We start from the raw sequence: 20,638 nt of genomic DNA, 5'->3' as shown, positions 1-20,638 counted from the left end.
ATGCATATTTAAATATGCACTATAAATCTCATGTAATTTAAAATTACTCTTATCTTAATGCTAATAGTTACGAATTAAATTCAACTTAAATAGAAATGAGTTATAAAAGCATTTAGATGAAAAAGTAATAAAAGTGCCATTTTTATTTCATGGCACTTTTATATCAAGATCAAATCATTCGCTATTTTAAACTTAGGCTACAGAATAAATGTCGCGACTTGTGCATTCAGGTCATTAGCGCGAGCTTTTAAGCCCCTCGCCTGTGCCAAATCTGCCATGGCCGATGCGGTAATCTCATCAGTCACATCTTTAATCGCAACCGTATTCTGGGTTATTTCACCCGTCACTTGAGTCTGTTCTTCCGCTGCGGTAGCAATTTGGCCTGCCATATCTGAAATCACGTTGACCGCTTGCGTAATCTCTTCAAGGGCTTTCGCCGCCGCATTGGCATCTTCTACGCTATGACCCGCTAATGCTTGGCTGCTTTCCATCAAGCTGACTGCTCTGGCAGTAGTCCGTTGTAGCGTTTCAATCGTGGTATGTACTTCCTGAGTCGAATCCTGTGTACGACGTGACAGTACTCGAACTTCATCGGCAACGACCGCAAAACCACGGCCTTGCTCGCCAGCACGAGCCGCTTCAATGGCTGCGTTAAGCGCCAACAGGTTAGTTTGCTCTGCAATCCCTTGAATTGTCGCCAGAATACTCGAGATAGACTTAGCGTGACGACTTAAATCGCCAATAACATCCGTTGCTTGAGTCACTTCATCGGCGAGTGAATTAATCGAGTTACGAGTTTTATTCACTAACTCTTTGCCCTGTAAACTGCTCGCTGCAGACTGTTGAGCTGCCGTTGCCGTGTTCTCAGCATTGGCTGCGATCTCATTAGTCGCACTCGCCATTTCAGTTACCGCAGTCGCGACCATAGCGACTTCTTGCTGCTGACGTTGTAACTCGGCAACTGAAGTTTGCGTGGTGGCAAGACTACGTTCAGCATCGGCATCTAACTCATTCGCTAATTGGCGAATATGGCTGATCAGCTGATGTTGACTGCCCACAAAGCGGTTAAAGCTGTCGGCAAGCACGCCCACTTCATCTTGAGTGTCGACAGAAATACGCTGAGTTAAATCACCGTTACCATCGGCGATACGCGCCAGTGCCTGCGATACTCGGCTCAATGGGCCCAGTAACATGCCAACTAACCAAGAAATAGCTAACACACTCAAGAGCAATACAAGTGCCGATAGCCCCAGTTGGGTGAGTAACAGGCTCGAGAGTGGCGCTTCTAGCGTTTCCTTATCAAGCACTAACACTAATTCCCAATCTGTATTAGGGATATCAACGCTCCAGACTAATTTGTCACGTCCTTCATTTTCAAAATACATAGGCAACAGAGTACCCGCTGCACGGCTCTGTTCTGGTAAGTTGCGATTAAGCTCATTGTCGATTTCACCTATAGGTTTCATCGTCTTAGCTTGATCTTTATAAGCGATCACAGTGCCGTCTTTGTGCATCATGATGGCATAACCGTTTGCCGGTAACTTCATCCGATTAACACCGTCAACTAGGCTTGCGATAGATAAGTCACCACCCACAACACCTTGTGCGGTAGGCTGCGCCATAGTCACAACCAGAATGTTATAGGCAACATCCACGTAAGGTTTTGTCAAAATAAGACCGCGCTCACTGATGGCTTGTTGATACCAAGGGCGGCTGCGAGGATCATAGCCCGTACGATCAATACTCGGATCAGAATCCAACATTTGCCCAGCTTGAGAGCCAAAATAGGTCAGCTGAAAACGGCCCGATGCCTGTGCTTGTTGAAGTGTATTGAGGCTGTCACCTTCAACTTTATTCGCCAGGGCTCCCATAATATCTTGGCGGCCAGCCAACCATTCTTGTATCCGCTCAGCCTGCTGTTCACCTAAGCGCTGCACTTGTTCTAGGCTGTTTTGTAACAGTTGGGATTTTTGGCTGGAATAACTTTGCCATGACAACAAACCAATCACGAGTGAAAGGGCTGCCACGACAGAGAACAGAATTTTTTGCTTGAGCGAATATGAGTTCATGTTGGCGTCTAATTAATTAACAAAGCAGTGAAACAAGAGGGTGTTTGAGCGGGTCGAACGAATATTTACAACCAATATAATAAGGCGGCTAACTGAGTTAAAACTGCAGTTAAATTTGAGCTGAATTTTCTCATATTATGTACAGTTAGCAAAGAAATTGCTCAGATTTACATCAAAAAGATTTTAGCAAACACATATAATTAACCAACCGTTATTCGAGCAACAACATATAGATAGACATGCGATCACATATCAAAGTAATGCGCAACACCAAAATGGCCTCCCGAGTAAAATAAAGTAAATTAATCAAGATTAACGTGACCTATACGCACTCGCTATTGCACACTAAATGTCCACTGCCTATCGAGGAGTTCTTATGATTTTTCAACAGTTCCAACAGAGCCCACTGCAGACCCGAATTTCTGGCCCACGGGCTTGGTTAGCGATGGCAATTAGCATTAGCCTAATTTGTTTATCACTATTTTTATTGCCCTTCGTGCTCTTATTTGGCGCCATTGCGCTCGGTTGTTTAGTCCTATTTAGCCGTTTTTATATGGCACGTCAGTTGGCTAAGTTTAATCAGGCTCAGGCAAACGCAACGCAGCATGCCCACGCGACAGAGGAGCCGCAGAGTCAGGTTTATGGATCTGACACTATTGTTAGGGAATCTAATGCGGCACGCCATCAAGGGCGCACTTTTGAGCATAAAGAGGATGAACACTAGTTCAATCGAAGCAAAACTGCGCTCAAGCGAGTAAGGTCTGCGCGCGTTTAAGGCTATGAATTTCGGCGGGATCTTGGGTTACCTCAAGCACATTTTCAATCTGTAATACCAGTGAACGCCACAGAGGCTCGATAATATCCGCCTCTTTTTTATTGGCATTTTGCCGTGCCAGCTTAAGCAAAGCAGCAGATCCAACGACATCAATTCGTCCTAAGATACCGTCGGCCAGTGCCATACTCAGCTCAATCATCGCAGGCACACTGTGGCTATATTTGATCACTTGGCGCAAATAATCCTCAGCTTGAGTCAAATCACTGCCAAAGGCATTGTCATCATTGAGCATATGCTGCGCCCGCGTGAGCATAGCATCGAGTTGTCCTTGCTCGGCAGCTTCGGCCATCCAATGCTCACTGGCAATCATATCTCGAGTACAACCATCTCCATTGGCAAGCATTAATGCTAAATGATACTGAGCATGGGGATAACCTGCTTGCGCGGCTTTGCTTATAAAATGATAGGCTTGAGTTAAGTTCTTTTGCTGGTAATGCAATACACCTAGATTCGCCATCGCTTCGGTTTGCTCGCCATCTGCCGCACCTTGTAAATATTGCTGTGCTAACTTGCTGTCGGGTTGAAACGACTCACTGCCTACAAGATAAAAATATCCCAATAACGCCATCGCATTGACCACACCTGCTGCCGCTGCAGTGGCAATGATCTGTTCACCTTTAGCCACTTCTGGCGCGCCTTGATAACCGTGGATCAGTGCTACGCCATGCTCATGTAAGGCTTCCATGTGCTTAGGTGCCGCAAGGGAAAACCAATAGGCCGCCCGGGCAAAACTGTCAGCAGCGCTAATGTGAGAAATGACATTTAGAGGTGAAACTGTGGATAAATCTTGGCTTGATATAGCTTCGGCTTCAGCCACAAGTTCTTGCTCTTTGAGCAGTTCTTGTTCTTTCAGTATCAAAGCCTTGGTCTTAAACGATATCCCCACCAAATACTGCGCTTGCGGGTCATCTTCCATCACAGCGCGGTAGCACAAGTCCCTCACCGTCATTGCGTCAGTCGCTTCATAACAGTAGGCAGGGGCAACTCGACCTTTAACCTTAGGATACAAGTGCTCGACTAAAGTCAGAACATCTTTAATGGATTTTTGCGCTAGCGCGAGTAATTGTTCTTGGGTGAGATGGTATTTCTCAGGATGAGCACCGCGGTTACCGTCGGCACGCAATCGATGCAGGGCACGAGTGGTCTTCACATCAATCACGCGCCGCTGATTTAGCTGTTCGATCCTATCGTATAAATTCGGACTCGAAAACGCGATTTGCTTATCTTGCCCCAGTAACTCTGTAAGTTTATGGGTAAAACTGCGAATGTGCAGTAGCGACTGTGTCGGTACATCCTGCACATAGCTTTTCGCCTTGAGGTAATCATCACTCAAGGAGACCGAAAAATCGTGGATAAACTCACTATCCTTAATGACTGTTTTCGTCCCCATGAGTGATTCCCTACAGGCTGAATTGATGTTGCACTATTCGACGCTTGGTTTTTTCGACACCATATATAAGCGGAACAAAGCGACGTTAACGAATAATCCAATAAAAGACATAAAAGTATCCGCTAACATTTGCACAGGTAATCCGCCCATGGATGCTAACCCAGAAAGCTGGCTACCTATGACGGAGAGTGGTAAATATAACATCAATAATGCAATGGTTTTCAGTACGATAGGGCCACTAAAACTAAAACTACCCTTAATCGCTTCTAGCGGTGTTAAGCGCTCAACCACAACCATAAAGTTAACATAGGCTAAACGCGCAAAGAGATAGAAGCTAATTACCAATCCTACCAGCCACACAGGACCGAAGGCGGCAAACAGCATCACTGGTGCTAAAATCGCTAGACCAGAAAACACCCCAGCCAATAATAATGGTGGAACAAACGGTAAACTCGCCTTCAACACCACTCCCGCTGAAGGACTATGCCCTTGTGAGCGCAGTTCTAAAAACAGAGTCAAAGCGGCAATTAATACCGAAAAAGTAAGTAGTAACAGCATCATGGCGATCATATGCGGAGCGCCAAACTGTGGGTTTTCTAGATCAACTTTACTCATCTCTATACCAAGCCATAACTGGATCCCCACTTGGATCAAGAGTAATGGGATCGTCAGCATAGCGAGTTGCGCCAGATGATTACGGAAGAAGTTATAGGCTTCTGACAAAATTGCGGATAGTGACATGCGACTTTCCAAATAATTGAAATGAATTAACACTTAGAATTGCCGCTAAGGATACCGAAAATCCCTTGGCAATGCACAGTAGAAATCACCAGTGTGAACCGTAAATCACAGAAAACTACTGCAACAAAAGTGACAAACCCGCTAAACTGTCCAGCGAACTCGTGCGCAAACCATCAAAGGACGCTTCCATATGAAACACACTCTGACCTTCTCTATCCTCCTCAGCACTTGTATTTTAGCGGCGCCCGCCAGTGCAGGCTGGTTAGATAACTTGGCAGGAACTCAAGCCAAAACTGAAAAAGCGACCACTACAACAGCGGCAACTCAGTCGAATGATTTAGTTGGCAGCGTCATGTCACAATTGGGTTTAAACCAAACTCAAGCCGAAGGTGGCTTAGGCAGTTTATTAGGCTTAGCGCAATCAAGCCTAGGAACAACCGACTACTCAAAACTGGCTGCCAGCATTCCTAATGCCGATAGTTTGCTCGCCGCCGCGCCTAAATTGGACTCAAAATCGGGTGTTTCTGGCTTATTATCCAAAGCGGGTGATTTAGGTTCATCACTGCAAGGCAGTGCTATGGTATTAGACGCCTTTGAAAAATTGGGTATTTCTAAAGATCTAGCAATGCCAATGATCAACATAGCTAAGTCTTACTTAGATACCAATGGCACTGAAGGCACCTCAGACTTACTGGTGAAAGGTCTGAACTCGCTACTGTAATTCAGTCTTACCTCACCCTAAGCAATACAAGGTTTAGGGTGAACTTTCACTTCCCAATCGACTCTACTTTATATTCCCTCCAGCATGAGAACCGCCAAATATGATTGCGAAATTAAGACGATTTTTTGAAGCTCATACTCAAGCAGTCTCCCCTGAAGACAAGGCACATCAACTTAAACTGGCCGCAGCGAGTATGTTACTTGAAGTCGTGTTTGCCGATGAGACCTTAACGGCAGAGGAAGAAGCCTTATTACCTAAGCTGCTAACCGATACCTTATCAATGTCAGAAGTAGACGCTAAGATGCTGATTGATGAGGCTAAAAGCGTACAAGGCAGCGCGACCTCACTCTTTGAATTCACCTCAGCCATTAACGCTGAATTTAGCCTAGCGCAAAAGCAGCAATTGTTGCTCGCAATGTGGCAACTGGCCTACGCCGATGGCCAGCTATCCCAATATGAAGACCAGATCATTCGACGTACCGCCGATTTGTTGCACCTCAAACACAGCGAGTTGATCCAAATGCGTAATCTTGCCATAGCTGCAACCCAACAAACTGGCTAGCCACATCCGCTATTCAGTCAAAGTGCAAATCAACAAAAGCCCATAAAAAAGCGTGAATGCGAAACGTCCGTTCCCCATTCACGCGATTGCTTTCTTAAGACTAAATTGATATCGCTCTTTGGCTAAAAATATTTTTACTGCCGCCCTACTCACCAAAAAACTAAGCTAAACAAGATCCTAAGCTAACGCTTTACCGATTTCATATCCCGAACCGTGTAATTCAGTCAACTTAGTCCTTAGCCCGCCCATCTCCATCTTCAATCCTTTCTTAGTCGCTAATTGAGATAACCAACTGGTTTTCTCCTCATCCTCAATCGTATCCCACTCATCTAGAACTTTGTAAGATAAGCATAATAACGCAGCAAGTTTTGAAAATGGGTTTGAATCCTTAGGGTGGTCTTGATACAAAATGCCTTGCACTAACGCTGGTGTAAACTTCCAATTTTTCGCTAGTAATGCGCCAATATCCGGGGAATCATATCCGAGTAACTCGCGCTCAAACTGATGCTTATCTTTACCCTGCGCCACAGCTTCGGCAATTTTCGCCGCATCTTCAGGCGATACTGCCGCAATCAATAGATCGCCAATTCGATGTAAGATACCGCACGTAAAAGCTTCTTCTGGTACAGCACCACAACGCTTTGCCATTTCTTGACTATAAAGCGCAATCTCAAAGGTTTGTCCCCAAAACTGAGCTAAATCTATTCCTTCACACTTAGGGACTGCACCAATCACCGCCGATGCGAGCACTAAGGTTCGTAGGGTTTGCATTCCAAGACGCACAACAGCTTCATCGATAGTGCCAACCTCTCGACTGCGTCCATAGTGGGCACAATTAGCAAGGCGTAACACCCTAGCGCTGATTAAGGGATCGTGTGAAACTTTAGTGGCAATGCTTTTTACTGTCGCATTGTCATCATTGACCGCATCTAACAATTCACTGATCGCCTTAGGTAACCTAGGTAACTCATCGACACGATTGAGCAACGCAGCTGAATCCATATTTATTCTCCTTCCGAATGAATGATCAAAATATAGAACACAAGTTATCGCCTCGCTCACCGAGATACATTAAATATCAGTAATGTGCAGTCCTTAGGCAACAAAGCTTGGCGGCCATCAGACTTAAGGTTTACTTCTTTATTTCATTCGATTTAATCGCACTCAATCATATCCAGTTTCGAAATCCACTAAACCACACAAAAAAGCCCCAAACTCTTATGACAATAAAAAGTTCGGGGCTTTTTTAATTAACCCATCATGTTGATTTAGCCCCAGAGGGGGCGAATATTACTCAGGTAACGCCAAGCTTTGTTTGCGACTAATATGGGTCTTTTGCCACCACAAAAATGGTGCGACCACTAAGATCAACACAAGCACGTAGGACATACTTGCACCTAGGGCAAAACCTAATACTAAGCAAAACGCACAACCCAGCGCCACCAGCGGCCAATTGTGCCGTGGTAATAACTTAGCGGCAGCGAGCATAGCCATCAAATAGATCACTACAAATACGCCGTTGCTCCATGCGATAAGGTGCTCTAGCTCTTGCCCGGTAAGGTAAGTCAGTACAATCACGCTTGCCATCACAGATAACAGCGCAGCAAGTGCTCGAATGGGCACTCCGTGGGCATTCTTAACGGCAAAGAAGCGCGGTAAAATGCCTTCACAACTAAAACTCCAGACCAGACGTGCCGCACTGGCCGCATACACGTTAACGGTAGCCAATCCACTTGCGATACCTAACACACCAATCACTTGTGCGCCGTAACCACCGAGCAGTTGGTCAAACACGCCGATCATGGCGACACTTTTATCTGTCGGCACTAATAGCAGTAAAAGTGTACAAGCCACATAAATCACACCCACCAGCACTGTGCCCATCATCATAGCGGGGATCATATCCTGCTGCGGACGACGAAAATCATCGGCAAGATGGGTCATAGCTTCTATACCCAAGAAACTCCAAAAAGCGATGCCAGCGGCAATCATCACGGTCGGCATTTCAGGCATACCATGGCTAGCAAGTGTCGTGAGATGACCTTGCTGAAAACTACTCGCACCAAACAAGACCACAACAACGGCGACGATGCAAAGTGTCAGGCCAAATTGCAGCTTAGCCGACACTTGGATGCCTCTTAAATTAATCAGAAACAAGCCAAAAATCACGAGTATTTCAACACCAACCTTGGACCAACCCGATATCGGGATTAAGGCATTCACAAACTGAAAGGTCATCAAAATCGCGGCCGGTGCCCCCATGGGCACAACCAGTAAAAAGATCAGTCCAATTGTTCGACCAGCAGTGCGACCAAAGGCTTTTTCGACAAAGTAAGCGGGGCCTGCGGCATGGGGAAATACACTCGCTAAACGACCAAAGACAAGTGCCACTGGAATAATGGCCAAGGTTAACAAGATCCATGCGACTAAGGCGCCAGAATGCGCTTTTTCAATAGTCATCTGAGGCAAAATAAATACCCCTGTACCGAGCAAAGTGGTCGCCATTAAACCCGCACCTTGCCAACGACCTATAGTTCCGCTATTTGAATTCATCTGTTAATATTCTGTGGTTTTTGAGCTGTCAGTATAATGAGATTTCGCCCTACAATCTGCCGTTAATTTCAGTGTTCTCCACGTCCAATACCGGTAAAATCGCGGCAAATAGCGTTATTTCCATCAAAATGACGGCCAGCTTAAATTTTGGTAAAATTTTAAGCAAAAATACTCAGCAAATTCTGCGGTTATTCAAACCAATGGCAAAATAACACACAGATTCAATATAGCCATTTTCACTGGAGTCACCCTTGGATAAATTCGATACTGCCATCATTCATAGTTTGCGTCAGGATGCGCGCCAGAGCGTGTCGAATATCGCCGAACAGGTCAATCTATCCCGTAGTGCGGTTGCCGAGCGCATAAAAAAGCTCGAACAAACTGGAGTGATCCGTGGCTATCAAGTGCTCTTGAGTGAGTCGCAAAAAGAAGGAGTATCGGCTTATTTCGAAATCCAGCATCAATGTCCACGTTGCGCCGACGTGGTACACGTATTCCAAGCGATTCCCGAAGTGATTACCTGCCGTGGTATTTCTGGTGATATGGATTTACTCGTGTACGTGCATGCGCCCTCGATGCGCCGCCTGCATGAGATCCGTGAGTATATCGACACTCACACTGACATCATCAAGATCAAAACCCATGTGGTAATGAGTGAATGGATTAATAACCTCGGCGAGTAAATCGTGCCTCCCTAAAACAAGAAACGCCACCCTTAGGAATAAGGTGGCGAGGCCCGTTTGGAGGCAGGGCAAAATATTGAAGTGTAAAATATGGCATCCTTGCCCAGCGACCTCCCTGTTACACAACCAACCGCGGCTAGACTTAACCCTTGAGAGCTCAGCCAGCGCCGCAAGGGCCTCATCTACAATGTTTTCCTTTGACATTGTTTCCGCGATCCGTCGATTCCATTGATTATTATGATTTTTTCGTCATTAATTAACGGTACGCCTTAAGCGATCGTCATTTGTCCTGTATAGAGTATGAAGTTACGTAGCAGTAATACCCCGATCAAGCTCAAGCAAGCCGTCCCCGCCACATAGGCCCATTTCCGTTTAGATGTCGCCGTCATAAACAGATTCATCGCCAATGGTCCAGACAAACCGAGTCCAATAATACCAAGCCAGAAAATCCATCCCCAGAAGCCATACCCTAAGGCATTAAAGGCGGCTATTTTACTCTGTCCACCTGTTAGCACTAAGCCCATAAAGAAGGTAAAAATCAGCACGATTTCGACTAAAATCAGTGGGATTTCAACCTTGTGGATAAAGTGCACCTCTTTGTCATTAGGTTTGCCATTCATCAACACGCCACCGAGTAAAGATGATGCCGCACCGGAAGACAAACCAGATGCCAAAAACAGCAGAGGTAACACAGGGTTTTTAAGCATGGGATAGCCTGGCAAGGCCGAGAGCAGGAAGCCTGTATACGCGCCCAATGCCAAGGATAGAATCACGAGCAATCCTGTAATTGTCGCTTCAAATCGAGCCAATAATGCGGTCAACTTAAGCACAATAGGAAAGCGTGTTTCACACCAAGCATCAACAGGTTTACGGAAGGTCAAACCAATCCACATAAACATAAATACTTGGTAAATCAGCAGAATAAGCACGCCCATCGACATGACAGATTTAGGGTTGTAGAACACCAAAATCTTCCAAAAATCGAGAGGTTTAGTTAAGTCTGCGACCAATATCCCTAACCCGGCCATCACAGCTACAGGCGCGACAATACAAGCGGCTCGCACAAAACCAGACTGATAGGCGTTTTGCTTCAAAACAAAATGTTTCAACAGTACGGCGAAGAACATAGCTCCCGCAGATACACCCGCTAAAAACAGGTAAATTGCAATCGGCCAATGCCACACTAAGGTATCAAAATGTAGGGCACTCATAGTATCACCTCCCCTGATTTTGCAACGATACGGAACAATTTAGGTCTCGTTCCAAGATCAACCTTAGTGCGCTGGGTTGGATTAGACCGCAGAACTTGAACAACCTCAGAAATCGGATCCTTTAAATTACCGAACACGAGTGCCTTTGTTGGGCAAGCAGCAACACAGGCAGGTTGTTTACCTTGAGCTAGGTTAGTTTCTCGGCAGAAATCACACTTATCCGCCGCATGGGTGACAGGATTAATAAAACGGACTTGATAAGGACAAGCTGCAATACAGTATTGGCAACCTACGCATTTCCATGCATCGACAGAAACGATACCCGTTTCTTTATCAATAAATGCAGCTCCAGTTGGACATACATTTACACAGGGCGCGTCTTCACAATGCTGACAAGACTTGCGACTAAAGTGATAAAACTGATTAGGGTATTCGCCAAAGGGACCCGCTTGCTTAATTTGAAGCCTAGAAACACCTTCGGGTACATTATTCACTTCACGACAAGCAACCTCACACGCTTGGCAACCTATACACTTAGTTTCATCATGAATAAGTGCATATTTGACATCAGGTTCTGCTTTAACACTATCCGATGCATTCACTGTGGCGAGTAATGATGCACCTGTAGCGCCGGCAAATAAGGCACAGGTGCCTTTTAGAAATCTTCTTTTTGAATTTTCCATAACCTTACTCCTGCTTGCCAGTGTGGCAACTGCTACATAGCTCACTGCGAACCTTCGGCGTCATATCCGCCATTGGATCCGTTGGGCTATGTAATTTATGGCAGGCGGCACAAGGCACTTTTTGAGCATGTACGTTATGCGTCCAATCTGCTCCACTGAGTTTTTTCTTGGTATGACACTTCTGACACACTCTCAGCTGAACCGTCAGATCCGACGATTCTTCCATACCAAAGACCACCATATCATTCGGTTTCTTAGGGTGGTCGCCCTTTTCTCCATGACAGGAAGAACAGCTCATTTTCATCGCATCTTGACCATGATGCCCTAACATTTGACCATTACGCTTGTGACACTTCATACAAGCATCACTGTTAATTTGATTGGCTGGCTCAGCACTCATTGCAGAAAAGCTTAAAAGCAACGCAGCAGCACCTAAGCGTAACGACCACAGCCATTGTCTTTTGGACATAGGAAGTCCTCACATTTATCCGTAGGAAGGTAAAGAAGGGGTCGAGTTCGGATAATTCCGAACCCGACGGTCAAGATCACACAGCCAAGGCTTGCTTAAGACTCTGAGTATCCCACTGTTTATGCTGGTTCATTTCAATGAAACTGATATTGAACTTGCTAAACAGTTTTTTCAGTGGTGAGTTAGTTTCTTTGCCAAAATCACTGATAACCATTTTCACTTCAGATGAATCATGGTCGATCAATACATAATCGAGTCGGCATTCATGATTTAATTCCGTATCATGTTTGTCCATCTCAAATACAGTGTCTAATGGCACGTTACAACAAACATCGTATTTACCTTCAACAACTGTTTTTAATGATTTAAAAAAATTGAAGCTTTGTTTATCAAACAATACTGGTTTAAGTTTCATCTCATGATGTGCGGCTTCATCAGGACCTGCTTTAAAAAACTTAATGCAAGTCATGACAAACATCACAAACACGAATGGTACTGCTACGAATAGTACGAAGTACATAAACGCATAGCTGAGAATGACTGAAGTATTCATACACGCCTCCAAAAACTAATTTATTTTTTGTTATCTCCTTTAAAGCAACTTTAGTATTATTTGAAAACACTTATCTTTTCTTGACACACGTCACACTTGCAAATAACAACTTAAATATAAACAATGATTTACATTGCGCGTCACATTGCAAAATTATGTAAATCTTAAATACAAATATTGATACTTGATAATTCAGTATTTGCATTTTAAATATGCAAATATTAGTTTTTGAAATTTTAAATTTTATGAAAAACCATTTTAAATATTAAAAATAAAACAAAAAACCTTTGATACACATAGATAAAATCTAGATCCAAAACTTGGGATTAGTTTCACATTAAAATTATTAATTAGCACCATAATTAGGCGTTGATTTAAGTATTTGCTCAATATTAAGGAATATAAAAAATGCACATTAGTAACATGGATGGCCTCGATATTCTGAGTTTAAAAATACTTGTTTCATTATATGAGAACAAGTCAGCAACCTATGTATCGAAAGCGCTAGACATTCCAGCTCCTAAAATCAGCCGTAGCCTTAAAAATCTACGGGAAATTTTTGGTGATGAGTTATTTATTCGTCGTAAATATGGCTTATTCCCAAATGAGTTTGCTACTCATTTATATCCAATTGCAAAAGAAGCAATTGAGTGTACTGATAAGTTTCAAAAAGCCAGAATAGCAAACACTCGCCAAGTTAAGACACATGTCGAAATTGCAGCGCCAGGATTAATTGCCTACACCTTCCCTAAGGCCTTGATGCAGGCTATTAAAGAAGAGCAAAAAACCATGCACATTAATATAAACCCTTGGTCTATGCATACGACTCAAGACATTATTAATGGTGATACAACCCTAGGTATTTGTTGCAATAAAAGTGCTGCCGATGTTGCCGCCTTCGGCGATAAACTGCTAACGACTGAATTGCAACGTATGGACAAACTCTACCTGATTGCTAGCAGGCATCATCCTATTTTTAAAAGGGAAATCACCCTAGAAACGATTGCGGAATACCCCTATGTCAATACGGATCTTGGTAATCCCAGCACCAAATTGAGTCCATACCAAGAGTTTTGCATAACGAATGGCATTAAACTCAATACTGAAATTACCATTACCAGTATTTCAAGTTTGTTTGAATATCTAGGCGAAAGTAATGCAGTCTCCCTATTGCCTTATCGGATTGTTTACGAAATGGTGAGCGATATTCCTGAACTGCATACGTGTCAACTATCGCAGTATGAAGCAGAACGTTTATATGCAGATACAGAAACCCCAACGATTTTCTTAGTGCAAAAAAATCAGCCTAATGCAATCAATGAGGACTTGAAATGGTTAAGCGGAGAGATTAAAAAAATCGTCGATCGTATTATCTAGCCAAGCAATAGCTCAACATATCCAAACAACAAACCACCGATACACGAGGTGATAGGCATCCTCTGCCTTAGCTTAGGCTCCACCTCAGCCCCCATGCGATCCACTCGAGAATTGTTAAACCAAGCATACATCTTGGAGCATAAACACGTTACACTAAGCCCATCTTTATCCTAATAGATTCAGCTATGCGGACCGAAAATACAGCCACTCTTAATCTTATTTGGGGCGCCCTTATTCTTGAGGAGTTAGCACGTCTTGGCGTGCAACATGTGTGTATGGCGCCGGGCTCGCGCTCAACACCGTTAACCCTCGCCGCCGCCCAGCAAACTAAACTCCAGCGTCACTTACATTTCGACGAGCGTGGGCTCGGCTTTATGGCCTTAGGTCTAGCAAAAGCTAGCCGTGCACCGGTCGCCATCATTACGACCTCAGGCACAGCAGTCGCCAACTTGTACCCTGCCATTGTGGAGGCGTGGCTGACCCATGTACCTTTAATCGTCTTAAGTGGCGATCGTCCACCAGAATTACTCGGCTGCGGTGCTAATCAAGCCATAGTCCAACCGGGAATTTTTGCGAATTACGCCACTCAAGTGAATTTGCCAACACCGGATACACATATCGCACCGCAGGCGTTGCTTACCACAGTGGATGAAGCAGTGGCGAACCAAACTCGTCCAGTGCACATCAACTGCATGTACCGTGAGCCCTTGTATCCGAGTGAACTCAGTGGCGCGATTCTCGATGCCGAATCACCCTACCTCAAACCATTGCAAACTTGGCTGCAGCTCGCACGCCCGTATACCCATTACGGTAAGAGCAAACAGGTGAGCAGCCCAAGTGATGATGCCATTATGCGGTTCGTCCACGGTAAAGGGGTAATAGTTGTCGGTACTCTCACGCCTGAACAAGATCCACAACAGCTCATTGCCCTATCGCAAAAAATCGGCTGGCCATTACTTACCGATGCCCAGTCGCAACTGCGTCAGCATCCCGCGGCAATAGGTAATATTGATCAACTGCTGCAACATCCAAGGGCGCGTAATCTATTGCAGGAAGCGGATCGTGTACTCGTATTCGGCGGCCGTTTATTATCAAAACGCTTGATAGGTTATCTCGCCGAGCAAAATTGGCACAGCTATTGGCAGGTTTTACCAGAACAAGACCGGCTTGACCCTAGTCACAATGCTAAACACATTTGGCACGCGAATGCACAGCAGTTTGCGGCCTTAAATTGGTATCGCTCATCCTCTGCAAACTGGGCGAATACTCTAATCACCTATAACGATGAATTGCATAACTTATTTGTGCGCAATATCGACCAAGGGGAATTTGGTGAAGCACAAGTTGTGCGTGCCATCGCCAATACTCGACCGCTAGAACAGCAGCTTTTTATCGGCAATAGCCTGCCTGTACGCTTGTACGACATGTATGCCCCTGTCAGTTGTTGTACGGCAACCACTTATACTAATCGTGGCGCATCAGGTATTGACGGACTACTCGCCACCGCCTGCGGTATTGCGGCCCATGAAGGCAAACCCACGAGTTTAATAATCGGTGATTTATCACAACTGCACGATCTTAACTCGCTAGCCATCGCTAAAGGCTTAACCAGCCCGCTGGTGATAGTGATCCTCAATAACGATGGCGGTAACATCTTCAACTTATTGCCTGTTCCCAATGAACAAGTCCGTAGCGATTATTATCGACTCAGCCACGGTTTAGAATTTGGCTATGCCGCAGCCATGTTTAATTTGCCCTATAATCAAGTGGATAATTTAGCCGATTTTCAAGATAGCTATAATGAAGCGCTGGATTTTCAGGGGGCTTCGATCATTGAAGTCAATGTAAGTCAAACACAAGCCAGCGACCAAATCGCCGAGCTCAACTTGTGGGTGAAACAAAGCTAATGCCAACCATGGCCCGTTACGGCAATTCTTCACTACCGACCTTAGTGCTACTGCATGGATTTTTAGGCACTAAGGCCGACTGGTTGCCGTTAATGCCTGCGCTAAGCCAGCACTTTCACTGTATTTGCTTAGATCTGCCGGGCCATGGGGATAACCAAAGGGAGTTGAAGCCAACCGAATTAAATGGATTTAACCAATGTGTTGAAGATGTGTTGGCACACCTGAATGACCTTCACATTGGTCAATTCCATCTCTACGGTTATTCTCTCGGTGGCCGTATTGCTCTGCACCTTGCCAAAGCCTATCCAGAAAGACTACTGAGCCTAAACCTCGAATCCTGCCATCCTGGACTTACAGACCCGCAAGAAAAACTTGCCAGAATCAAAAATGATACTCAGTGGGCCGAGCGTTTACTGCATCTGAATAGCAAAGACTTTTTAAGCTTGTGGTATCAGCAGCCCGTATTTGCCGATATGACGGCTACCAAACGAAAAACCTTAATCGAGCATCGTTCTGCAGCATTAGATCTGCATCCTAAACAGCGGCTTAAAGAGGTATTCATAGCCACCTCACTCGCACACCAAGCATCGATGTGGGATGTACCTTTGCAGCTTACCTGTGAGTGCCATTTCTTTGCGGGCAACCAAGATGCTAAGTTCCATGCCCTCGCCCAAGAGTGGCAATTACACGCGCCCATCCTCATCCATAGTATTCACGGCGCCGGCCACAACATACACCAAGCTGCTCCCGAGGCATTAACCTCAAAAATAGTGAAGTTGCTAGGGTAATGACAGAATTAAAATGTAGGAAATATATGATATTAACTTCGCTTAACCTGTATCAATATCGACTACCGCTCGACGTATTATTGCCCGTCGGCAAGCAACGTATCGATCACAGAGCGGGATTAGTATTACAAGCCTGTGCCAGCGCTAATCTTGGTGGCGAGCATAGACAAGTCGAAGTTGAAATTTCCCCACTCTCTGGCATAGATGTCGATGAACAAGCCTTGATGGGGTTCAGCCGTGAAACACTCACTCAAGTGCAAACGGCTTTGACTGGATTATTACCCCAACTCTACGGTCAGCATATTGATACATTGCTGGAATGCGCCGAGCAAAGTCCTTACCCTTCTTTGGCCTTTGGTTTAAGTCTGTTACATGCCAAGTTAATGGGCAAACTCGATGCCATCCGTCCACAAACGGCCACAGTCCCTTTGATTTATCATCCAACGGATGCCAGCAAAGACTTGCTCGATAGCAAAATTGCCGCCCTTGGCTGGAATGTTCGCTCGGTTAAAGTCAAAGTCGCGCAAACTTCAATCGAAGATGAACTAAGCCTGATTTATGGCATTTTGCGTACCCGCCCCGATCTCAAATTGCGTTTGGACGCGAACCGAGGGTTTACACTTGAGCAAGCAATCGAATTTGCCGCTTGCTTGCCCCTAGAGACCATAGAGTACATTGAAGAACCTTGCCTGAATCATCATGATAATCATGAATTTTATCAAGCAATTGGTATACCCTACGCCCTCGATGAATCGCTCAACGATCCAGAATACCAGTTTGTAATGCAAAATGGCCTGACTGCGCTTGTCATCAAACCTATGCTGCTCGGCAGTATCGAAAAACTAGCTAATTTAATCGATACGGCGCAAAGCTATGGCGTACGTTGCATTATCAGTTCGAGTCTAGAGAGCAGTTTAGGCATTAATGATCTGGCTCATTTAGCCGCGATTCTCACTCCGGATGAAATCCCTGGGCTCGATACCCTCTGCGCCTTTAGCCAAGATTTAGTCGTGTCATCGGGCAAACAATACTGCCTCACACTCGCGCAACTTGAGCCAATTGCACTGCCCGCCATTGATTCAATGCAACAAAATAATGATACAGCTAAAAGTGAGGGAAACGAGTTTGTCTAATGCCAGCCTATCAAAACCGCTTGCACTGTCACCCGTGCACCAAGCTGCGCTTGCGTTTCCACAGCAGACAGCCATCAAGTTGGCGGGGCAAGACATTAGCTACTCAGAGCTTAGCCAGCGCGTTATCGCACTGGCTAAGCAGCTAAGCGCTGCGGGGATCTCAAAGGGTGAACCGCTCGCCTGTATTGCTAGCAATAATCTCGAGATCATTTGTCTCTATTGGGCCTGCATCGATATAGGAGTAATCTTTTTTCCTATCTCGCCACGTTTTCCCCTCGCGCAGATCCAAGACTTAATTGATGAACATCAGATCCGCTATGTTTGGAGTGCTGAGGTTTGTGAACTACAGAATTGTCATCACTTGCGCTTAAATTTTAATAGCATTAGCAGTGACTTGGTCCAACCTGTCGACTTTACTCGTCCAGCTAATGTGATTTTAACTTCAGGCTCTAGTGGCTTTCCCAAAGCGGCGGTGCATTGCTTAGCGAATCATATTGCCAATGCCGAAGGTGCACGCAGCTTAATCCCACTCGAACAAGGTGATGCCTGGCTACTCTCCTTGCCCTTATTCCATATTGGCGGTCTTGCGATATTAAACCGCTGTGCCTTAGTCGGTGCCAGTGTTGTCATACCAGATCAAGCGCTTAGCCTTGGTCAGCAGATTGACCAAGAACAGTTGACTCACATATCTCTCGTTCCCACACAACTGAGCAAGTTACTCGCCGATACGAGCAGCAAGCTTAAAAGTATCAAAGCCTTATTACTTGGTGGCGGCGCAGTCTCAATCGACTTACTCCAACAACTTAAGCAACGCAATATCGCCAGTTACACCAGTTACGGCATGACGGAAATGGGCTCGCAGATCACCACAGGTCACGCTTTAAGCGACGGCAGCAGTGGCAAACTACTCCCCAAACGTGAGCTCAAAATCGAAGACGGTGTAATTTTGGTGCGCGGTGAATGCCTGTTTATGGGCTATCTCACCGCGGATGGAATACAAAAGTGCGTTGAACAAGACGGCTGGTTTTACACCAAAGACATGGGCGAATGGGACGAAAATGGTAATCTTCGCATTCTTGGCCGCGTCGATAATATGTTTATCTGCGGCGGCGAAAACATCCAGCCAGAAGAAATCGAAGCCGCGCTTAAACAGCACCCACAAATAGACGATGCAATCGTTTTCGCCATACCAGATATACAATTTGGCAATCTCCCTGCCGCCATCATTCGCGGCAGTTTAACCCACCACCCAGGGTCGATTGCAAATACGCTCGAACTATTCCTTGCCAACAAAATCGCCCGCTTCAAACGTCCAAGACAATATTATTCATGGCCAGAAAATAATGAACAAATAGGACTGAAAGTGAACCGAAAATCCTTGATCAGTGAGCTAACAAAAACAAGTTAATCCACTAAAACTCAAGGCTAAGCTCCTGTAATTCTTTAAGCTGTAAACTCGCAGGGAAAAAACGTTGGATAAATGTTTGCTCATCAATAGGACGAGAAAAACAAAAGCCCTGTCCAATCGTACAGCCAAGCTGTTGCAACAATACTAATTGGGAATTTGTTTCAATACCTTCTATCACTAACTCCATATTAAGTGCTTGTGATAACGCTATCACACTGGAAATTGCGGCTTGGCACCTAGGTTCAACACTAAGTTCACGCACAAAACAACCATCTAATTTAATTTGTGAGAAAGGCAATTCGCATAAACGTGCCAATGAAGAATGTGCAGCACCAAAATCATCAATCGCCAATTCAAATCCTAGCATTCGCAAGCGGATTAAATTCTCCATATTCACTGCTGGCGCAGCCAACAGGCCAGTCTCAGTAATTTCGAGGGTAATACTTTGAGGATGAATGTTAAATTTCTTTACCATATCGACAATCTGATACACTAATTTAGTCGAATTAAGTTGAGAGATATCGAGATTATAGGCGAGAGAAATTAGGCTTTCATGTTGTTGTAAACGCTGCTGTAAAGCGCAGCCTTGCTCGAATAACTGTAAGAATAAATCGTCAAGTAAGCCATGTGAAATTAACCGGTCAATAAAAGTACTGGGATTTAACAATCCAAAATCAGGATGATGCCAGCGTGCGAGCATTTCTGCCCCTTTCAAGTTAAAGCCTGCAACATCAAATTTGGGCTGATAAAAACCCACGAACTGCCTTTGCTTCAATGCTTGTTCAAAATCCTCAAATACAAAATTTTCGGGGCACCTAGCAGCTATAAAACCCGAAGAAATTTGACTCCTTTGAATGCGACTGTTGGTAAATCTATCTAACATACGCTGCAAATTATCCACTGAAGGGCACTTACTTAAATCACCAAGATATTCAAAATTAAGCATTTTAATCATCTGCGATACAGACCGCCTGAGTTCCTTATCAATACAACTAAATAATGCAACTGAAGCTATATCGTATTTTGCTTTTGCTTTGCGCAAAAACGATAGACCATCAATACCTGCCATCATAAGATCGCATATCACTATGTCCGCACTATGATGCTCATCGAGCCAAACAAGCGCATCTTGTGCTGCCCCAAAAGCAAACACCTCAACGTTGCTAAGAGATGCAAGATTATGCTCAAGTACTGCACGTTGAAAGGGGTGGTCTTCTAAGACAATCACTCTAACCTTACCCATTGAATACCCTTTAAAATTAAAATACTAATAGACAAATGCCTGTTACGCCCTTGCCGCAAAAAAGCTGCAACACCGAGATATAGATAGTCAGCTATAATTTAAATCACTAGAGGATCAAAACTCGAGATACAAATATATACAGATGTTTATGAATTAAAAACAATGAGAATGCCTATGATTAAATTCATCTGCCTTCAAATATTTTACGACTATTATTTAAAAGAAATTGCTGAAAAATATGTAGGAAAAATCTTAATCACATAGTTTTATTTCACTGTAGCGACTTACAAAGGATAAAATCTGTACTCAATA

General features: G+C 44.6%; 19 protein-coding genes. 9 read left to right on the top strand and 10 right to left on the bottom strand.

Annotation, left to right across the window (positions count from 1 at the left end; all coding sequences use genetic code 11):
* Positions 1–197 precede the first annotated feature (197 nt).
* Complete coding sequence (locus L5M51_RS14745; RefSeq protein ID WP_105250585.1) at positions 198–2,069, bottom strand: methyl-accepting chemotaxis protein; 1,872 nt, start codon at positions 2,067–2,069, stop codon at positions 198–200.
* 376 nt (positions 2,070–2,445) lie between these two features.
* On the opposite strand from L5M51_RS14745, the gene L5M51_RS14740 reads away from it, so the two are divergent.
* Positions 2,446–2,793, top strand: coding sequence for a hypothetical protein (locus L5M51_RS14740; protein ID WP_173497987.1), 348 nt, complete (start codon positions 2,446–2,448; stop codon positions 2,791–2,793).
* A 22-nt stretch (positions 2,794–2,815) separates the two neighbouring features.
* Here the strand turns inward: L5M51_RS14740 and L5M51_RS14735 are convergent, their stop codons facing one another.
* Positions 2,816–4,294, bottom strand: coding sequence for a DUF4145 domain-containing protein (locus L5M51_RS14735; RefSeq protein ID WP_173497986.1), 1,479 nt, complete (start codon positions 4,292–4,294; stop codon positions 2,816–2,818).
* A 33-nt stretch (positions 4,295–4,327) separates the two neighbouring features.
* Positions 4,328–5,035: a hypothetical protein gene (locus tag L5M51_RS14730; RefSeq protein WP_105250588.1), complete on the bottom strand. Its 708-nt coding sequence runs from the start codon at positions 5,033–5,035 to the stop codon at positions 4,328–4,330.
* Positions 5,036–5,225: 190 nt separating this feature from the next.
* Between L5M51_RS14730 and L5M51_RS14725 the strand changes: the two genes are divergently transcribed.
* Complete coding sequence (locus tag L5M51_RS14725; RefSeq protein ID WP_263147477.1) at positions 5,226–5,756, top strand: DUF2780 domain-containing protein; 531 nt, start codon at positions 5,226–5,228, stop codon at positions 5,754–5,756.
* Between the two features lie 100 nt (positions 5,757–5,856).
* Positions 5,857–6,318, top strand: coding sequence for a TerB family tellurite resistance protein (locus L5M51_RS14720; protein WP_212599543.1), 462 nt, complete (start codon positions 5,857–5,859; stop codon positions 6,316–6,318).
* 177 nt (positions 6,319–6,495) lie between these two features.
* Here L5M51_RS14720 and L5M51_RS14715 read toward each other — a convergent pair whose 3' ends face one another.
* Together L5M51_RS14715 and yjeH are read right to left on the bottom strand one after the other, a co-directional pair.
* Positions 6,496–7,320: an HDOD domain-containing protein gene (locus L5M51_RS14715; protein ID WP_131525752.1), complete on the bottom strand. Its 825-nt coding sequence runs from the start codon at positions 7,318–7,320 to the stop codon at positions 6,496–6,498.
* Between the two features lie 288 nt (positions 7,321–7,608).
* On the bottom strand, positions 7,609–8,871 hold the full coding sequence (gene yjeH / locus L5M51_RS14710; protein WP_113940284.1) for an L-methionine/branched-chain amino acid transporter: 1,263 nt from the start codon (positions 8,869–8,871) through the stop codon (positions 7,609–7,611).
* A 251-nt stretch (positions 8,872–9,122) separates the two neighbouring features.
* On the opposite strand from yjeH, the gene L5M51_RS14705 reads away from it, so the two are divergent.
* Positions 9,123–9,554 carry an Lrp/AsnC family transcriptional regulator gene (locus L5M51_RS14705; protein WP_006079646.1) on the top strand — a complete coding sequence of 144 codons (432 nt, stop codon included), beginning with the start codon at positions 9,123–9,125 and terminating at the stop codon, positions 9,552–9,554.
* Positions 9,555–9,823: 269 nt separating this feature from the next.
* On the opposite strand, the gene nrfD is transcribed toward L5M51_RS14705, so the two are convergent.
* The 4 genes from nrfD to L5M51_RS14685 all read right to left on the bottom strand — a co-directional run bounded on the left by nrfD (position 9,824) and on the right by L5M51_RS14685 (position 12,470).
* Positions 9,824–10,765: a cytochrome c nitrite reductase subunit NrfD gene (gene nrfD / locus L5M51_RS14700; protein ID WP_105250593.1), complete on the bottom strand. Its 942-nt coding sequence runs from the start codon at positions 10,763–10,765 to the stop codon at positions 9,824–9,826.
* Entirely contained in the window at positions 10,762–11,448 is a 687-nt protein-coding gene (locus L5M51_RS14695; RefSeq protein ID WP_263173488.1) for a 4Fe-4S dicluster domain-containing protein, read from the bottom strand. Before L5M51_RS14695 ends, nrfD begins: the two co-directional genes overlap by 4 nt.
* A 4-nt stretch (positions 11,449–11,452) precedes the next feature.
* Positions 11,453–11,917 (bottom strand): cytochrome c3 family protein, encoded by a 465-nt coding sequence (locus tag L5M51_RS14690; protein ID WP_105250595.1) that lies wholly within the window; start codon positions 11,915–11,917, stop codon positions 11,453–11,455.
* 76 nt (positions 11,918–11,993) lie between these two features.
* Complete coding sequence (locus tag L5M51_RS14685; RefSeq protein WP_105250596.1) at positions 11,994–12,470, bottom strand: DUF2726 domain-containing protein; 477 nt, start codon at positions 12,468–12,470, stop codon at positions 11,994–11,996.
* 408 nt (positions 12,471–12,878) lie between these two features.
* Here L5M51_RS14685 and L5M51_RS14680 point away from each other — a divergent pair, with 408 nt between their 5' ends.
* From L5M51_RS14680 to menE, 5 genes are all read left to right on the top strand, one after another.
* Positions 12,879–13,847 carry a LysR family transcriptional regulator gene (locus L5M51_RS14680; RefSeq protein ID WP_263147469.1) on the top strand — a complete coding sequence of 323 codons (969 nt, stop codon included), beginning with the start codon at positions 12,879–12,881 and terminating at the stop codon, positions 13,845–13,847.
* Positions 13,848–14,032: 185 nt separating this feature from the next.
* Complete coding sequence (menD, locus tag L5M51_RS14675) at positions 14,033–15,754, top strand: 2-succinyl-5-enolpyruvyl-6-hydroxy-3-cyclohexene-1-carboxylic-acid synthase (RefSeq protein ID WP_263173486.1); 1,722 nt, start codon at positions 14,033–14,035, stop codon at positions 15,752–15,754.
* On the top strand, positions 15,754–16,542 hold the full coding sequence (gene menH, locus L5M51_RS14670) for a 2-succinyl-6-hydroxy-2,4-cyclohexadiene-1-carboxylate synthase (protein ID WP_263173485.1): 789 nt from the start codon (positions 15,754–15,756) through the stop codon (positions 16,540–16,542). The genes menD and menH overlap by 1 nt, the downstream gene beginning before the upstream one ends.
* 26 nt (positions 16,543–16,568) lie before the next feature.
* A complete protein-coding gene (gene menC, locus L5M51_RS14665) occupies positions 16,569–17,675 on the top strand; it encodes an o-succinylbenzoate synthase (RefSeq protein WP_263173483.1) in 1,107 nt (368 codons plus the stop codon).
* Positions 17,638–19,083: an o-succinylbenzoate--CoA ligase gene (gene menE, locus L5M51_RS14660; protein WP_411569252.1), complete on the top strand. Its 1,446-nt coding sequence runs from the start codon at positions 17,638–17,640 to the stop codon at positions 19,081–19,083. The genes menC and menE overlap by 38 nt, the downstream gene beginning before the upstream one ends.
* 4 nt (positions 19,084–19,087) lie before the next feature.
* Here the strand turns inward: menE and L5M51_RS14655 are convergent, their stop codons facing one another.
* Positions 19,088–20,326, bottom strand: a complete 1,239-nt coding sequence (locus L5M51_RS14655; RefSeq protein WP_198572382.1) for an EAL domain-containing protein — start codon at positions 20,324–20,326, stop codon at positions 19,088–19,090.
* Positions 20,327–20,638 lie beyond the last annotated feature (312 nt).

The sequence above is a fragment of the Shewanella sp. SM73 genome (genome assembly GCF_025653795.1).
In the GTDB taxonomy this organism is placed as follows: Bacteria; Pseudomonadota; Gammaproteobacteria; order Enterobacterales; family Shewanellaceae; genus Shewanella; species Shewanella oncorhynchi.
Note: the sequence above shows the minus strand (reverse complement) of the source record. Positions and strands in the feature narration are given on the sequence as shown.

Coding starts and splice junctions, on each gene's coding strand:
- L5M51_RS14745 (WP_105250585.1), bottom strand. CDS start 2,069: ATGAACTCATATTCGCTCAAGCAAAAAATTCTGTTCTCTGTCGTGGCA.
- L5M51_RS14740 (WP_173497987.1), top strand. CDS start 2,446: ATGATTTTTCAACAGTTCCAACAGAGCCCACTGCAGACCCGAATTTCT.
- L5M51_RS14735 (WP_173497986.1), bottom strand. CDS start 4,294: ATGGGGACGAAAACAGTCATTAAGGATAGTGAGTTTATCCACGATTTT.
- L5M51_RS14730 (WP_105250588.1), bottom strand. CDS start 5,035: ATGTCACTATCCGCAATTTTGTCAGAAGCCTATAACTTCTTCCGTAAT.
- L5M51_RS14725 (WP_263147477.1), top strand. CDS start 5,226: ATGAAACACACTCTGACCTTCTCTATCCTCCTCAGCACTTGTATTTTA.
- L5M51_RS14720 (WP_212599543.1), top strand. CDS start 5,857: ATGATTGCGAAATTAAGACGATTTTTTGAAGCTCATACTCAAGCAGTC.
- L5M51_RS14715 (WP_131525752.1), bottom strand. CDS start 7,320: ATGGATTCAGCTGCGTTGCTCAATCGTGTCGATGAGTTACCTAGGTTA.
- yjeH (WP_113940284.1), bottom strand. CDS start 8,871: ATGAATTCAAATAGCGGAACTATAGGTCGTTGGCAAGGTGCGGGTTTA.
- nrfD (WP_105250593.1), bottom strand. CDS start 10,765: ATGAGTGCCCTACATTTTGATACCTTAGTGTGGCATTGGCCGATTGCA.
- L5M51_RS14695 (WP_263173488.1), bottom strand. CDS start 11,448: ATGGAAAATTCAAAAAGAAGATTTCTAAAAGGCACCTGTGCCTTATTT.
- L5M51_RS14690 (WP_105250595.1), bottom strand. CDS start 11,917: ATGTCCAAAAGACAATGGCTGTGGTCGTTACGCTTAGGTGCTGCTGCG.
- L5M51_RS14685 (WP_105250596.1), bottom strand. CDS start 12,470: ATGAATACTTCAGTCATTCTCAGCTATGCGTTTATGTACTTCGTACTA.
- L5M51_RS14680 (WP_263147469.1), top strand. CDS start 12,879: ATGCACATTAGTAACATGGATGGCCTCGATATTCTGAGTTTAAAAATA.
- menD (WP_263173486.1), top strand. CDS start 14,033: ATGCGGACCGAAAATACAGCCACTCTTAATCTTATTTGGGGCGCCCTT.
- menH (WP_263173485.1), top strand. CDS start 15,754: ATGCCAACCATGGCCCGTTACGGCAATTCTTCACTACCGACCTTAGTG.
- menC (WP_263173483.1), top strand. CDS start 16,569: ATGATATTAACTTCGCTTAACCTGTATCAATATCGACTACCGCTCGAC.
- menE (WP_411569252.1), top strand. CDS start 17,638: ATGATACAGCTAAAAGTGAGGGAAACGAGTTTGTCTAATGCCAGCCTA.
- L5M51_RS14655 (WP_198572382.1), bottom strand. CDS start 20,326: ATGGGTAAGGTTAGAGTGATTGTCTTAGAAGACCACCCCTTTCAACGT.